Source organism: Streptomyces alboniger (genome assembly GCF_008704395.1).
Lineage (GTDB): Bacteria > Actinomycetota > Actinomycetes > Streptomycetales > Streptomycetaceae > Streptomyces > Streptomyces alboniger.
Genome location: NZ_CP023695.1, coordinates 6,891,565 through 6,906,659 on the forward strand (window position 1 = coordinate 6,891,565; position 15,095 = coordinate 6,906,659).

The 15,095-nt window shown below is 73.0% G+C and carries 14 protein-coding genes and 1 pseudogene; 9 read left to right on the plus strand and 6 right to left on the minus strand.

The features are described from left to right. Window positions 1-81 precede the first annotated feature (81 nt). From CP975_RS30270 to CP975_RS30285, 4 genes are all read left to right on the plus strand, one after another. The gene (locus tag CP975_RS30270; protein ID WP_055528610.1) at window positions 82-1,701 is read left to right on the plus strand and encodes an ABC-F family ATP-binding cassette domain-containing protein; all 1,620 of its coding nucleotides are present in this window, start codon (window positions 82-84) and stop codon (window positions 1,699-1,701) included. 114 nt (window positions 1,702-1,815) lie between these two features. Then, complete coding sequence (locus CP975_RS30275; protein ID WP_055528609.1) at window positions 1,816-2,049, plus strand: DUF6158 family protein; 234 nt, start codon at window positions 1,816-1,818, stop codon at window positions 2,047-2,049. Beyond that, window positions 2,046-2,636: a TIGR03086 family metal-binding protein gene (locus CP975_RS30280; protein ID WP_055528608.1), complete on the plus strand. Its 591-nt coding sequence runs from the start codon at window positions 2,046-2,048 to the stop codon at window positions 2,634-2,636. Before CP975_RS30275 ends, CP975_RS30280 begins: the two co-directional genes overlap by 4 nt. A gap of 82 nt (window positions 2,637-2,718) precedes the next feature. Further along, window positions 2,719-3,729: a Ppx/GppA family phosphatase gene (locus CP975_RS30285; RefSeq protein WP_055528607.1), complete on the plus strand. Its 1,011-nt coding sequence runs from the start codon at window positions 2,719-2,721 to the stop codon at window positions 3,727-3,729. A gap of 91 nt (window positions 3,730-3,820) precedes the next feature. On the opposite strand, the gene CP975_RS30290 is transcribed toward CP975_RS30285, so the two are convergent. Together CP975_RS30290 and CP975_RS30295 are read right to left on the minus strand one after the other, a co-directional pair. Then, on the minus strand, window positions 3,821-4,261 hold the full coding sequence (locus CP975_RS30290) for a CBS domain-containing protein (protein ID WP_055528606.1): 441 nt from the start codon (window positions 4,259-4,261) through the stop codon (window positions 3,821-3,823). Window positions 4,262-4,408: 147 nt separating this feature from the next. Beyond that, a pseudogene (locus CP975_RS30295) lies at window positions 4,409-6,245 on the minus strand (thiamine pyrophosphate-requiring protein). 262 nt (window positions 6,246-6,507) lie between these two features. On the opposite strand from CP975_RS30295, the gene CP975_RS30300 reads away from it, so the two are divergent. Next, complete coding sequence (locus CP975_RS30300; protein ID WP_055528604.1) at window positions 6,508-7,341, plus strand: RNA polymerase sigma factor SigF; 834 nt, start codon at window positions 6,508-6,510, stop codon at window positions 7,339-7,341. 26 nt (window positions 7,342-7,367) lie between these two features. On the opposite strand, the gene CP975_RS30305 is transcribed toward CP975_RS30300, so the two are convergent. Beyond that, the gene (locus CP975_RS30305) at window positions 7,368-8,480 is read right to left on the minus strand and encodes a PAS domain-containing protein (protein WP_055528603.1); all 1,113 of its coding nucleotides are present in this window, start codon (window positions 8,478-8,480) and stop codon (window positions 7,368-7,370) included. A gap of 74 nt (window positions 8,481-8,554) precedes the next feature. Between CP975_RS30305 and CP975_RS30310 the strand changes: the two genes are divergently transcribed. From CP975_RS30310 to CP975_RS30320, 3 genes are all read left to right on the plus strand, one after another. Then, window positions 8,555-9,262: an ANTAR domain-containing response regulator gene (locus CP975_RS30310; RefSeq protein WP_150477567.1), complete on the plus strand. Its 708-nt coding sequence runs from the start codon at window positions 8,555-8,557 to the stop codon at window positions 9,260-9,262. A 258-nt stretch (window positions 9,263-9,520) separates the two neighbouring features. After that, entirely contained in the window at window positions 9,521-10,768 is a 1,248-nt protein-coding gene (locus CP975_RS30315; protein ID WP_150477568.1) for an aminotransferase class I/II-fold pyridoxal phosphate-dependent enzyme, read from the plus strand. Further along, the gene (locus CP975_RS30320; protein WP_055535398.1) at window positions 10,765-11,844 is read left to right on the plus strand and encodes an MBL fold metallo-hydrolase; all 1,080 of its coding nucleotides are present in this window, start codon (window positions 10,765-10,767) and stop codon (window positions 11,842-11,844) included. Before CP975_RS30315 ends, CP975_RS30320 begins: the two co-directional genes overlap by 4 nt. 12 nt (window positions 11,845-11,856) lie before the next feature. Here the strand turns inward: CP975_RS30320 and CP975_RS30325 are convergent, their stop codons facing one another. Both CP975_RS30325 and CP975_RS30330 read right to left on the minus strand, forming a co-directional pair. Continuing rightward, window positions 11,857-12,474: a DedA family protein gene (locus CP975_RS30325; RefSeq protein ID WP_150477569.1), complete on the minus strand. Its 618-nt coding sequence runs from the start codon at window positions 12,472-12,474 to the stop codon at window positions 11,857-11,859. Beyond that, window positions 12,471-13,247, minus strand: a complete 777-nt coding sequence (locus CP975_RS30330; RefSeq protein ID WP_055535400.1) for an MBL fold metallo-hydrolase — start codon at window positions 13,245-13,247, stop codon at window positions 12,471-12,473. Before CP975_RS30330 ends, CP975_RS30325 begins: the two co-directional genes overlap by 4 nt. A 100-nt stretch (window positions 13,248-13,347) precedes the next feature. Here CP975_RS30330 and CP975_RS30335 point away from each other — a divergent pair, with 100 nt between their 5' ends. Next, window positions 13,348-13,776, plus strand: coding sequence for a hypothetical protein (locus CP975_RS30335; RefSeq protein ID WP_055535402.1), 429 nt, complete (start codon window positions 13,348-13,350; stop codon window positions 13,774-13,776). Between the two features lie 383 nt (window positions 13,777-14,159). Here the strand turns inward: CP975_RS30335 and CP975_RS30340 are convergent, their stop codons facing one another. Then, window positions 14,160-14,714: a GNAT family N-acetyltransferase gene (locus CP975_RS30340; RefSeq protein WP_055526703.1), complete on the minus strand. Its 555-nt coding sequence runs from the start codon at window positions 14,712-14,714 to the stop codon at window positions 14,160-14,162. Between the last annotated feature and the right edge of the window lie 381 nt (window positions 14,715-15,095).

The window sequence follows — 15,095 nt, forward strand, 5'->3', positions numbered from 1 at the left end:
GGGTACCCGGACCGGTCGCCGCCACTACCGCCGCACAAACCGGTTTGCCGCGACGGTGGCCCGACACGGAGAATCCCGCCCATGGGACATCTGGAAGCCGCGCACCTCGAGTACTACTTGCCGGACGGGCGGGCGCTGCTCGGTGACGTCTCCTTCCGGGTCGGCGAGGGCGCGGTCGTCGCCCTGGTCGGGGCCAACGGCGCGGGCAAGACCACACTGCTGCGGCTGATCTCCGGCGAGCTACAGCCGCACGGCGGCAGCGTCACCGTCAGCGGCGGCCTCGGCGTGATGCCGCAGTTCGTCGGCTCCGTACGGGACGAGAGCACCGTGCGCGACCTGCTCGTCTCCGTCGCCCAGCCGAGGATCCGCGAGGCCGCGAAGGCCGTCGACGCCGCCGAGCACGCGATCATGACGGTCGACGACGAGGCCGCGCAGATGGACTACGCCCAGGCCCTCTCCGACTGGGCCGAGGTCCAGGGCTACGAGGCAGAGACGCTGTGGGACATCTGCACCACCGCCGCGCTCGGCGTCCCCTACGACAAGGCCCAGTTCCGCGAGGTGCGCACCCTCTCGGGCGGCGAGCAGAAGCGCCTCGTCCTGGAGGCCCTGTTGCGCGGCACCGACGAGGTCCTGCTCCTCGACGAGCCGGACAACTACCTCGACGTCCCCGGAAAGCGCTGGCTGGAGGAGCGGCTGCGGGAGACCCGCAAGACCGTGCTGTTCGTTTCCCACGACCGGGAGCTGCTCGCCCGCGCCGCCGAGAAGATCGTCAGCGTCGAGCAGAGCCCCGGGGGCGCCGACGCGTGGGTGCACGGCGGCGGCTTCGAGACGTTCCACGAGGCCCGCAGGGAGCGCTTCGCACGCTTCGAGGAGCTGCGCCGCCGCTGGGACGAGAAGCACGAGCAGCTGAAGAAGCTGGTGCGCACCTTGCGCCAGGCCGCCGAGGTCAGCCACGAGATGGCCTCGCGCTACCACGCGGCACAGACCAGGCTCCGCAAGTTCGAGGAGGCGGGTCCGCCCCCGGAGCCGCCCCGCGAGCAGGACATCACCATGCGCCTGCACGGCGGCCGCACGGGCGTCCGTGCCGTGACCTGCGAGGGCCTTGGTCTCACCGGCCTGATGGAACCCTTCGACCTGGAGGTCTTCTACGGCGAGCGGGTCGCCGTCCTCGGCTCGAACGGCTCGGGAAAGTCGCACTTCCTGCGCCTGCTGGCGGGCGAGGACGTGGCGCACACCGGCGCCTGGAAGCTCGGCGCGCGCGTCGTGCCGGGCCACTTCGCGCAGACCCACGCGCACCCCGAGCTGTTCGGCCGCCCCCTCCTCGACATCCTGTGGCGCGAGCACGCGCAGGACCGCGGCGCCGCGATGTCCCGGCTGCGGCGCTACGAACTGACCGGCCAGGCCGAGCAGAAGTTCGAGCGTCTCTCCGGCGGCCAGCAGGCCCGCTTCCAGATCCTGCTCCTGGAGCTGGAGGGCTGCACGGCCCTGCTCCTCGACGAGCCCACCGACAACCTCGACCTGGAGTCGGCCGAGGCCCTCCAGGAAGGCCTCGAAGGCTTCCAGGGCACCGTCCTCGCCGTCACGCACGACCGCTGGTTCGCCCGCTCCTTCGACCGCTATCTGGTCTTCGGCAGCGACGGCCGGGTCCGGGAGACCCCCGAGCCGGTCTGGGACGAGCGCAGGGTGGAGCGCACGCGGTAGCCCGCCGCTTCCGCGCCGCGCGCCCGGACCTCGCCCGGTGCATCCTGGGGTAGTACGCGCCGAGCGGGTACCCGGGGGGCAGGGAGCGACGCGACGAGGCGATCGGAGCGATCCATGAACGGAGTCGACCCGGGTCAGCTGGACGACCAGCAGCTCATCAAGGAGCTGGAGACCATCCACCGGACCCGGCACACCACCCTGCTGCACGGCTCGGACGACGCCCTGCGGGCCCACGACGAGCGCATGGCGGAGCTGGAGGCCGAGTACCTGCGCCGCCATCCGCGCAGGTCGGTGGCGCCCGGGCGCACCCGCACGGGGGCACGGGAGAGGGGGAACACGACATCATGACGCAGCACGACACCACCACCCCGCACGTCCTCGACCGGCACGGCCAGGCACTCACCCTCTTCACCGACCGGGTGCACGCGGTCCACGACGACCAGTGGGACGCGCCCACCCCCTGCACCGACTGGACGGTGCGCGACCTGGTCAACCACCTCACTTCCGAGCAACTGTGGGTACCGCCGCTGCTCCGTGACGGCGCCACGGTCGACACCGTCGGCGACAGCTTCGACGGCGACATGCTCGGCCCCGACCCGGTCGCGTCCTGGGACACCGCGGCCACCGCGTCCCGCGCCGCGTTCCGCGAACCGGGCGCCCTGGAGCGCTCCGTCCACCTCTCCTTCGGCGACACCCCGGCCATCTTCTACTGCGCCCAGATGACCACCGACCTGGTGGTGCACGCCTGGGACCTGTCCCGGGCGATCGGCGCCGACGAGACGCTGCCCGCGGACCTCGTCGAGTTCTCCGTACGGGAGATCTCGCCGTACGCGGCGGAGCTGGAGAAGAGCGGCCTCTTCGACCCGCCGCTGGAGCCGCCGCCGGACGCCGACGCGCAGACGCGGCTGCTGAGTCTGGTCGGGCGCCGGGCGTGAGACCGGCGAGCACCGGGGGCGCATGGGGCGGCGGCAGGCCACGGCCGATTCTTTTCGCACGCGGCGGGGTAACCGATCTGCCATGAGAGTTGGCGTGGTGGACGTGGGGTCGAACACGGTACGGCTGGTGGTCGCGGACGCCGACGGGCAGGTGCCGCTGCCCGTCCACACGGTGAAGCGCCGGCTGCGGCTCGCCGAGGACGTGGACCGGGACGGGCGGCTCGGCGAGGAACCGGTCCGCAAGCTGGTCGAGGCGGTGCGCGACGTACGGGCACAGGCACGGCGGTGGGGCGTGGCGGAGCCGTTCGCCTTCGCCACGTCCATCGTGCGCGACGCGCCGAACCGCACCGAGGTGCTCGACGCCGTGGAGGCGGGGACCGGGCTTCGGCTGCGCACCCTGACCGGGGAGGCCGAGGCGGAGCTGACGTTCCTCGCGGCCCGCAGGTGGATGGGGTGGCGCGCCGGACCGCTGGTGCTCTTCGACATCGGCGGCGGCACGTTCGAGGTCGCGTTCGGCCGCAGTCGGCTGCCCGACTACGCGGCCTCACTGCCGCTGGGCGCGGGCCGCCTCACGCGGGACTTCTTCGACGGGCAGGACCCCCCGCGCGGGCGCGACATCAAGGCGGTCCGGCGCCAAGTGCGCCACCAGCTGCGGGACGTGGCGGCGCGGATCCGCTGGGAGATGCCGCACACGGCGGTCGCCACCTCGCGTACGTTCCAGCAGCTCGCCCGGTTGTGCGGCGCCGCCCCCGGGCGCTACGGCCCGTTCGTCCAGCGGGAGTTGGGCCGGCTCGAACTGGGCAGGGCACTCAAGGAACTCGCGCAGCTGCCCGCCGACCGGCGGGCGCAGCTGCCGGGCATCTCGGCCGCGCGCGCGGGACAGTGCCTGGCCGGCGCGGTCGTGGCCCACACGGCCATGAAGCTGACCGGACTCGAATCACTGACCGTGTGCCCGTGGGCGCTGCGCGAGGGAATCCTGCTGCGTTACATCGAGGACGGCGACGACGCCTGGTGGGCCCAGGAAGAGCGGACGGCCCCCGGGGACGGTACGCGCGACGACTCGACACCCCTGCGGCTGGCCACCTCGCCCTGACGCGATTTCACTCCGATGTCACTTCGCTCTGACACCGGCCCGCGCACCGCCGGAAGGCGGGCGGGGGGCGCGGTGCGCGACGGCAGGCCTCTCAGGCCTGGTGGATGCCCGGCCAGCTGTCCGGGTCGGCGCGGCTGATGTCGGCCAGCGCCGACGAGGGGTCCTGGGAGAGCGCGAGATCACCGAGGCTCACCATCCCCACCGGGTGCCCGTCCTCGACGACGGGCAGCCTGCGGACCGCGTGGTCGCGCATCAGACCGACCGCGTCCGACACGGCGTCACCGGGGGCCACCACCACGGGATTGGGCGTGCACACGGCCTCGGCGCTGACGGTCAGCGGATCGGCGCCGTCCGCCACGGCACGCAACGCGATGTCCCGGTCGGTGAGCACACCGATGACCCGGCCGTCCGCGGCGACCAGCACGTCTCCGATGTCCTGGGCGCGCATGAGCTGCGCCGCCTCCACGAGAGAAGCGTCGGGGCGTACCGCCACCACGCCCGGTGTCATGACGTCCCTTACGAATTCAGCCATGGCTGACCTTCCTGCATGCGTTCGTTCGTCGGACACTCCTCGGGGTGACTCCGCCCGAAGTACCCCTGTGCCACACGGCTATGCCCCGCCCACCCGGCAGGTTTGCGCCGCCGGCGGGACGGCCGGGGCGGCACCGTCGAGCGGGCCCTAACCGCGGTGGCCGCGGCCCTTCCTGTCCTCGCCGGCCCTGCCCGCCCCCGGCAGGAACTCCTGCATCTTCGCCTTCAGCCCCTGCTTCACCATCGAGGAACGGTCGGCGTCGCCCTTGAGGACCGACTCCGCCGTCGCCTCCATCTGCTCCCACGTGGCGTGCGGCGGGATCGGCGGCACCGCCGGGTCGGTGCGGAAGTCGATGACCACCGGCTCCCGCGCCTCCAGACCGGCCCGCCAGGCCGCCTCGACCTCCTCGGGGTGCTCCACCCGGATCCCGGTCAGACCGATGGACCGCGCGAACTCCGCGTACGGCACGTCGGGCAGCGACTGCGACGGCAGGAAGGACGGCGCGCCGCCCATGGCCCGCATCTCCCAGGTGACCTGGTTCAGGTCCTGGTTGTTCCAGACGGCGACGACCAGCCGCGGATCGTCCCAGCGGTGGTGGTACTTGGCGGCCGTGATCAGCTCCGCCATGCCGTTCATCTGCATCGCGCCGTCCCCCACCAGGGCGATCACGGGACGGTTGGGATGCGCGAACTTCGCCCCGATCGCGTACGGCACACCGCACCCCATCGTGGCGAGCGTCCCCGACAACGAGGCGCGCATGTCGCCCCGCATCGTCAGATGACGCGCGTACCAGTTCGCCACCGAGCCCGAGTCGCACGTGATGAGCGCGTTGTCGGGCAGCAGCGGGTCAAGGGCGCGCGCCACGTACTCGGGGTTGACGGGGTCCGCGGACTGCTCGGCCCTGCGCCGCATCACGTCGCTCCAGCGCCGGACACCCGCGCAGACCTCCTCCTGCCACTCGCGGCTGACCGCACGCCGGTCCTTGTCGATCAGCGGGATCAGCTCGCGCAGCGTCGCCCGTGCGTCGCCGACGAGATTCACCTCGTACGGATACCGCATCCCGACCATGTGCGGATCGATGTCGATCTGCACCCCGCGCGCCGAGCCCGGCTCCGGCAGGAACTGCGCGTAGGGGAAGCTCGACCCGATCGTCAGGAGCGTGTCGCAGTCGCGCATCAGCTCGTACGAGGGACGGGTGCCCAGCAGGCCGATCGAACCGGTGACATAGGGGAGTTCGTCGCTCAGCGCGTCCTTGCCGAGCAGCGCCTTCGCGACACCCGCGCCGAGCAGCTCCGCGATCTCCTCGACCTCGGCGCGGGCCCCCGCCGCGCCCTGGCCGATCAGGATCGCCGCCTTGTCACCCGCGTTGAGGACCTCCGCGGCCCGCTCCAGGGCCGTCGGCGACGGCATCGCCGTCCAGCCGCTGCGGTCCAGGCTGGAGGGGACCATCTTGAACGCGTGCGGGGGTGGGGTGTAGTCGAGTTCCTGCACGTCACCGGGGATGATCACGGCGGTCGGGCAGCGGCGCGCGTATGCGGTGCGGATCGCCCGGTCGAGGACGTTCGGTAGCTGCTCGGGCACTGTCACGGTCTCCACGAACTCGGACGCCACGTCCTTGAACAGCGTGTGCAGATCGACCTCTTGCTGGTACGAGCCGCCCATCGCGCTGCGGTGCGTCTGTCCGACGATCGCGAGCACCGGCACATGGTCGAGCTTCGCGTCGTACAGGCCGTTGAGCAGATGAATGGCGCCCGGCCCCGACGTCGCCACGCACACGCCGAGGCGTTTGCCGAACTTGGCGTAGCCGACGGCTTCGAACGCCGACATCTCCTCGTGCCGCGCCTGCACGAACCGCGGCTGGTCCTCGGCCCTGCCCCACGCGGCGAGCAGACCGTTGATGCCGTCACCCGGATAGCCGAAGACCTGCTCGACCCCCCCAGGCGCGCAGCCTCTCCAGGATGTGGTCGGCGACCGTGACACTCATGGCGGAACCCTCCGGGCGGGTCGGGAATCGGCGGTCACCCCCGGGTGTCCGGGGCGACCCGGAGGAAACCTACGGCCGGATCGGGGGCGTTTGGCCCTCCCCACGCGGGGCAGGCGAAGAAACAGTGCTTCGGACCGGAGGCACGTCCGTGGGAGCGGTCGCATCGCTCGCCCCGGGTGTGTTCCCGTCGTGGTCCGACGCCTGCGCACTCCCACGGTGACCGTCCATCCCCAGGCACCCCCCAAGGGAGTTGCGACGCACCATGCGTTCCCACACGAGCACCGCGGTACCGCCCAGGAACACGGCCGCACCGGCCAGGAGCAGGCGCCACTCTCACGACGACGCCCCGGACACCACCGAGGCCTTCGAACGCCTTCTCGATCTCGATAAGGGCCCCGAACGGGACGCCTTGCGCCAGGAGATCGTCCAGGCCTGGCTGCCCATGGCACAGCGCCTCGCGGGCCGCTTCCGCAACCGCGGCGAGTCCCTCGACGATCTGCGCCAGGTCGCGGCCCTCGGCCTCGTCAAGGCCGTCGACCGGTACGACCCGCAGCGCGGCACCGCCTTCGAGAGCTACGCCGTGCCGACCGTCACCGGCGAGATCAAGCGGCACTTCCGCGACCACATGTGGACCCTGCACGTGCCACGCCGCGTCCAGGACCTGCGCAACCGCGTGCGGTTCGCCCGCCAGGACCTCTCCCAGACCGTCTCCGGGCGCGCCCCCACCACCGCCGAGATCGCCGAGCACGCCCACATGAGCGAGGAGGACGTGAAGACCGGCCTGGAGGCGCTCGAAAGCTTCACCGCGCTCTCCCTGGACGCCGAACTCCCGGGCAGCGAGGACGGCTACTCCCTCAGCGACGCCCTGGGCGGCCCCGACCCCGCGCTCGACGTCGTCGTCGACCGCGAGGCCGTCAAGCCGCGCATCGCGCAACTGCCCGAGCGGGAGAGGACCATCCTCTACATGCGGTTCTTCGGCGACATGACGCAGAGCCGCATCGCCGACGAGATGGGCATCTCGCAGATGCACGTCTCACGGCTGATCAGCCGCTGCTGCAACCGGCTGCGCGACCAGGTCATGCGGGACGCCGCCTGACACTGCCTGACACCGCCTGGTGCCGCCTACCGCCGCATGGCGAGTGCCATGTGCCGGGACAGCACGTCGACCGCGCGCGCCTCCGCCATCGAGAAGGCGAGGCGCGCGCCGCACCGGAAGAGCGTGAGGACACCCTCCACGGGGCCGTCCGCGCGGGCGGTCAGCGGCACGCACAGCAAGGACGTGACCTCGGCGCGGACCAGGACGTGCGCGCCGGTCGCGTCCCGCCCGAAGGCGTCCGGGTCCTCAGGGCGCACCTGCAACGCCCCCGCCCCGCCGCGCGCCGCCTCCACCACGAGGGGGCACGCGGCGGGGTCCTGCGCCAGCACGTCGGCGACCGGCGCGCCCGGCGGCCCGAGCACGGCGGTACGCCGGAGCCGCGCGGCCCCCTCGTCGGCGACCACCCAGTCCGCGAACCGCCCGTGCAGCACCGAGGCGGCCCGCTCCAGCACCGCCGCACGGTCCGCGGGCGCCGTGAGCAGCGCCGTCGTCATCGCGTCCGCCAGGTCGAGCTGGGCCGCGTGCCGGGTGGCCTCACCGAGGTCGGGCACGGGCCGCGGCGCGCTCGGTGACTGCTGCGCGCGGGTCACCGAGGGCTGGAGCACGACGAGGACGGCCGTGCGCGGCTCGGTGCCGGGCCGCAGCGCGGTGAGCGTCGCCCGGACCGGCGTGGCGGGGCTCTGCTGGAGGTGCACGACGAGACTGCGGTCGCCCTCGCCACGGGCGACGGCGGCGGCCTGCGAGCGGAACGCGACCCGGTCGGCATGCATCAGGAACCCGGTCAGCGGCCGGCCCGCCGCGAAGCCCGTGCGGACCCCGGTCAGGGCGGCGCCCGCCAGGTTCATCCGCCGGATCACGGTCTCCCTGTCGATCAGTGCCACCGGCAGCGGCATCCGCTGGAAGATGGCCCGCAGCAGCCGCTGCTCGTCCCGGTCCGGCGAGGCACCGCTCAACTGCCCCTCGGCGCTCAGACGCTCATACGTGGGCCACAACTGGGCGACCACGTGGTCGAGTTCGAAGATCGCCGCGTCAAGCACCCTGCCGAGGCCGTCCCCCGGGACGGAGCGGGCCGATTTCAACGCGGCGACACGGCGCACGAAATCCGTGAGGTCTTCACCGAACTCCTCCATCTGGTGCATGGGTTGAACCTAACGGCTGATCCTGTTTTCCGGAGGGCCCGGGGGGAAGCCGAAGGAGAGAGGAGGAACACCCCATGGCGCCCTTGCCGGACCCGGACCTGCTCCGACCGGAATCAGCTCTCCCCGGACGCAGGCTCTCCGAACTCGCCGAACAGGCCGTACGGTGCACCCCCGCCTGCTGCGGCGCGAGCACCACGGTCACCGACGGCGGCGACGAGCACCCCGCCGCCGTCACCCACCCCGACCTCGCGGGCCTCGTCTCGGTGCAGCTCCGCTCGGGGGAGGGGCCCATCCCGGCCGCCGAGGAGCGGGGGACACCGGTCGACTCCGACGACCTGCTGCGGGACGAGCGATGGCCCGAGTACCGCGCGATGGCCCTCGACTCGGGTGTACGCTCCAGCGTCACCCTGCCCTTCCAGCGCGCGGGGCTCACGGTCACCCTGAGCCTGTTCAGCTTCCGCCCCGGCGCGCTCGACGACGCACCGCACGGCCCCGCGCAGGCGCTCGGTGACCTCGCCACGGCCAGCTTCGTACGCGACCGGCACTACCGCGCCGCGCTGAGCGAGCTCGACCAGATGGGCACGGCCCTGCGCACCCGCCCCGTCGTGGACCAGGCGTGCGGGATCGTCATGCACGTACTGGACTGCCAGGCGGACGCCGCGTTCACCGTGCTGCGGCGCATCTCCCAGACGACGAACCGCAAGCTCGCGGACGTCGCGGCGGCGCTGGTCGAGACGAAGGGGCGCGGCCTGGAGCGGGAACTGGTCTCCCTGGCCCGCTGAGGTCCGCCTCTCAAGCCCGCACCGAGGCCCGAGCCGGTCGACACCGACCGGCTCGGGCCTTGTCGCCGCGCGCTCACCCGGGCGGGGCCCAGCGCGGGCGGCGGGAACGGGAGCGCGTTGTGATGGGCACGTACGGCCGCGACGGGCACGTACGGCCATGTCCTGGGTACAGACCCATGTCCTGGTACAGACCCGTGCCCTGGGTACAGACCCGTCCCACGGGGCAGGAGACAGTCACGCGAGTGCACGGAGGTACGTATGAGGCGGACGGACTCCGCGGGCCGCGGCCCCGTCCGGTACGGCCCGCCGCTGCCCGAGCCGGGCCTCCCGGTCCTGCCCGAGCTGGCGTCCACCGTCGCCTCGGCCGCCGGCCGCTCCCACCCCGAGCCCCCCGGCGGCGGCCCCGCCCTCCTGGACGCCGCGAGCGGCTACTGGTCCCGCCGCGGGCTCGCCGTCGAACGCGGCCACGTCGCCGCCGCCCCCGGCGCCCCGCCCCTGCTGCTCGCCCTCACCGCGGCCCTCGGCGGCGACGTCCTGCTGCCCCGCCCCTGCCCCGCCTGGTGGGCGCCCCAGGCACGGCTGCTCGGCCGCGGGGTCTACCACGTGCCGACGCCCGCCGAGTGCGGCGGCGTCCCCGACCCGTACGCCCTCCTGGAGACCGTCCGGCGCGTCCGCGCCGAAGGCGGCAGACCCCGGCTGCTCGTGCTCAGCGTCGCCGACGACCCGACCGCCACCGTGCCGCCGCCGGAAGTGCTGCACGAGGCCGTCGAGGCGGCCGCGGACGAGGGTCTGCACGTCGTCAGTGACGAGACCTGGCGTGACACGCTGCACGACCCCCGCGACACCGTCGTGATCGGCCCCGCCGAGATGGACCACGAGCGGGTGACCGTTCTCTGCGACCTCACCGGCCCCTTTCTGCCCCCGTCGCTGCCCGCCGCCGTGGCCCGCTTCCCCGCCACCGCGGACGGCGCGGCCCTGCGCGCCCGCACCCTCGACGTCCTCACCGCCCTCGGGGCCTCCACGGCAGCCCCGGCCGCCGCCGCGGCGGCGTACGCGCTCGGTGAACCGGACGAGATCACCGCACGCCTGGCCGCAGCCGTCCGCCTCCACGCACGCGTGGCCGACGCCGCGCAGCGCGCTGTGCTCGCCGCGGGCGCCCTGGCCAGGCCCCCGCGGGCGGGCCGCCACCTCTACGCCGACCTCGGCCCCCTGCGGCCGGCGCTCGCCGCCCGCGGCGTCGGCGACGCACAGGACCTGGAGGACTTCCTCGGCGAGCGGCTCGGCATGCCCGCACCCGGCGGCCACCGCTTCGGCGACGACATCGACGCCCTGCGCGTACGGCTCTCCACGGGCCCCTTCCTCGGCTCAACCCCCTCGGAACGCCTGGCGTCTCTCAGCGCGCCGAACCCCCTGGAATTGCCGCACGTGGAAAGGGCGTTGAGCATGTTCGGATCGGCCTTCGACGATCTCCGCGCGGAAACACAGCGAATGGAGCCTCCTCGGTGACCCAGCAGGCGCAGCAGACGCAGACGCAGACGCAGAGGCAGGAACAGGAGCGGGACCGGGCGCAGTGGGCCGGGCCGGGTGAGCAGCAGGGCTCCCTCGCGCCACCGCACCCGCCCGGCGCCGCGCGCCGCTGGCCGAGGTCGTTCGCCGACCGGCTGACCGCGCCGCTGCCCGGACTGCGCGCGTTCGCGAGGTTCGCCCGCGAGGGTGCCCTGCGGCCGCCTCCCGAAGCCCTCGCCGACATCGGCCGGCTGCCGTTCGAACCGGGCCCGCTGCCCGAGGTCGACGCCCACACCATCGCTGTCACCTGGGCGGGGCACGCCAGCTGGGTCGTCCGCGTCGGCGGCCTCACCGTCCTCACCGACCCCGTCTGGTCCCGCAAGATCCTCGGCACCCCGGCCCGCGTCACTCCCGTGGGCGTCGCCTGGAGCGCGCTGCCGCCCGTCGACGCGGTCGTCATCAGCCACAACCACTACGACCACCTGGACGCCCCGACCCTGCGCAGACTCCCGAGGGACACCCCCGTCTTCGTCCCCGCAGGGCTCGGCCGCTGGTTCACCCGCCGCCGCTTCACCCGCGTCACCGAACTCGACTGGTGGGAGGGCGCCGAACTGGGCGGCGTGCGCTTCGACTTCGTGCCCGCCCACCACTGGTCCAAGCGGAGCCTCGCCGACACCTGCCGTACGTTGTGGGGCGGCTGGGTCATGACGGACGCCCAAGGACAGCGGGTCTACTTCGCGGGCGACACCGGCTACGGCCACTGGTTCGAGCGGATCGGCGACCGCTACCCCGGCATCGACCTCGCGCTCCTGCCCATCGGGGCGTACGACCCGCGGTGGTGGCTCAGCGACGTCCACTGCGACCCGGAGGAGGCGGTACGGGCCGCCGGCGACCTGGGCGCGCGGCGGATGGCTCCCATGCACTGGGGCACGTTCCTGCTCTCCGCCGAGCCGGTCCTCGAACCGCTCACCCGGGTGCGGGTCGCCTGGGAGAGGACGGGGAGGCCCCGCGAGGATCTGTGGGATCTGCCGGTGGGGGCGTCGCGGGTGCTGGATCGAGCCCCGGGGGCCTCTTGAACCAGGGGCGCCTTACGCGGGGGCCCGCCTGACCTTGCGCCACACGGCCGGCGCCGCGCTGATCAGCACCGTCAGCGCCACCGCCAGCGCGACGCCCTCCCACGGCTCCTTGAACAGCGAACCGCCGAGGATGCCGATCAGCTGGTACGTCACCGCCCACGCGAGGCACGCCGGTATGTCACCGCGGACGAACCGGCGCAACGGCATCCTCGCCATCAGACACGCCAGCATCACCGGGATCCGCCCCGCGGGAACGAGCCGCGACAGCACCAGCACCATCACGCCGTGGTCCCGCAACTTGGCCTGCGCCTGCGCCAGCCGCTCCTCGGGCGCCCGGTCGCGGAGCGCCGCAAGCCAGCGCGAGCCGTTCTTCGACCGCATGCCGCGCCGCCCGAGCCAGTACAGGCCGACGTCACCGAGGAACGCCGCGAGCGCCGCGACGCCGAAGACGACGAGCAGGGAGAACGGCGCCGTCTGATGCAGGGCCACCACCGCCGCCGAGCTGACCAGCGCGCCCGTCGGTACCACCGGCACCAGCGCGCCGATCACCACGAGGAGGAACAACGACGGATAAGCGACCGCCTGCTGTGTGCTCTCCGGCGGCACCTGGGCCGCCGCGGCGAGTATCACCGGGCCACCTCCGGCAGCACGCTCTCGCCGTGCGCGAGCCGGTGCACCGCCACCCCGGGGGCCAGCTGTGCCGCGCGGCGCACGAACTCCGGTCCCGGCGCGTGGAATTCATGGGGGCGCACGGCGTCCATGCCGATCGGCCAGTACGTGCCATAGTGCACCGGGATCGCGCTGCGCGGCGCGATCCGGGCCAGCGCCTCGGCGGCACGGCCCGCGTCCAGGTGCCCGTGCCCCAGGTAGGGGCCCCAGCCGCCGACCGGCAGGAGCGCCACGTCGACGTCGCCCACGTCGGCGGCCATCGAGTCGAAGAGCCCGGTGTCCCCCGCGAAGTACGTACGCGCCTCCCCGCACACCACATAGCCGAGCGCCGGGGCGAGCCGCGGGCCGAGGGGCAGCCGCCGCCCGTCGTGCAGCGCGGGGACCACGCGTACGACGAGGTCACCGACCGGGATCTCGTCCCCGGGCACGACTTCGACGAAGCGCAGGTGGGGCAGCCTGCGGGTCAGTCCCGGCACCGAGCGCGGCGCCCCGCGGGGGACCAGCGCGAGGGTGCCCGGGGCGAGCCGGGCGAGTGAGGGGACGTGCAGGTGGTCGGCGTGCAGATGCGACACGAGCACGACGTCGGCGACCGCCGCGGCCGGGGGCGGCGGGGTGCCCCTGCGGCGGCGCAGATGGGCCAGGCGGCGGGCGAACAGGGGGTCGGTCAGTACGCGGACGCCCGAGTCCTCGACCGTGCAGGTGGCATGGCCCCACCACGTGACCTCGACCGGCACCCGGTTCCTCCTTCGTACGACTGTCTATGAGCCTACGGCCAGGAGTAGGGTCTGCGGCCGGGACGGACGGTGAGGGGCTCACGGACGGTGAGGGGACGCTATGGGCGAGGTCGCGGGTGCCGGTACGTCCGTGGTGCGTGCGGCGGCGATCGCCAGCCTCACACCTCTGGAGGAACTGGACGTCGACCCCTTCCTGGTCGACTCGCGCAGCCAGCACGCGATGTGCGCGCGGTGGGCCGCCGACCAGGGGTATGTGATCACGCGGGAACTGGTCGTACGAGGGCTGCGCGCGGACCACGTGGTGCTGTGGGGGGATGTCGAGACGGGCCTCGTGGACCTCTTCGTCGTCCCGAGCCGCAGGGTGCTGGAGAGGGCGCTGCGGTGCCCCGAGGAGTTCGCGGCGGAGTGCGCGCGGCGAGGGGTGCGGGTGGAGACGGCGGGGCTCGCGGAGCCGGCGTACGACTCCCGTATGAAGGCCAGGGTCCACCGCCGCCTGTCCATGCCGACGGCGGGCTACGACGGCCGCTAGCCCAGCCCACTACGTGGCCCGCCCTTCTTCCCCCGGCCCCCTTCGGCGGGGCCCCGCGACTGACCGACCCCGCCGCTCCCACTGCCCGGCACCCGCCACCTCGCCGCCCCCTCCCCACCACCCGGCGCTCCCCACCCGCTCGCCCGAGCCCCGCATCGGGGCCCCCGTCGCTGGGGAGAGCCTCCGCCAACTTGAAGTCGCAGGTCAAAAGGGTGGTGTGACCGGTTCTCGGGGGTGCTCACGCTGGTCGTCGGCGGCTGTCTGCGGAGTAGATCATCTGTCAGCGGCAACGGCCTCCGGGGGCACCGTGGTTACGCCCGCGCCGTTCGGTGATCCGTTCGCTGCGGGTCGATCGTCTCTACGATCCTGTGCCGGAAGGTCTCTCACTGAACGGCGGCGGGGTGGGTCGGGCGGTCGATGCGGTAGACGTAATGGGCCCGGTCGTCGATGGGGTTGTCGGGTTCAAGCGAGGCCTCGGCGACACGGTGTAGGCCCGCCTTCTCCAGCGCCCGCCAGGATGCTCGGTTGGCCACCTGCACAGGGACGATGATCGCGGTGACGTCGGGCTGGTCGGTCCAGGTCGCCCCGACGACCGCGCGGATCATGCGTACGCCGTGTCCCTGACCGACCAGGAGGGGATCGCCGATCAGGTAGTCGAGGGTCACCGCCCCGTCGGGCACGTCGACTTCGGCCGCCAACTCGGCCAGGTAGTCGGGGTAGTCGGCGAAACGGCAGCGCTGCACGAGGCCGATCGGTTCGCCGTCCAGCATGACGAGCAAGTCCTCTGACGGCCCCTGCCCCCGGGCTGCGGGTCCGAAGTCGCGCGTGACGGCCTCGGGAGAGGTCTCGTGGTTCCACCATCGCGCGACATGCGGCTGTGCCAGCCACTGCCTCAGCTGAGGAAAGTCGGGTTCGCCGAGCCGACGCCAAGTGATCATCCGGACTCCTCGGTGGGTCGGTAGTGCAGTACCTCGTCGAAGAGAGCTGGTGGGTCGGGCTCTTCGCTCCGAAGGGGACCGGCCAGCATGGCGAGGGCAGGGTTCTCAACCCCGGCGATCACCGCGTCCAGCCCTGCCTGGGCCGGTCAGACCCGACGTTCCTACCGAATGCCTCTCGCGCGGGCGAGATGTGGCTGAGCTGCTTGAGGGCGTCATCACGGGTCATCGCAGACTTCCCGGTCGGCGTCTGGGAGAAGAAGGCTCGCACATTCGCCCATGCTGCTGCCTCGTGTTTCTCTTCGAGCCCACCGCACTGACAGACGATCTGCTCCTCAGACCACCGCCTACGACCAGCATGAGCAACCCGAGAGCCGGTCACAC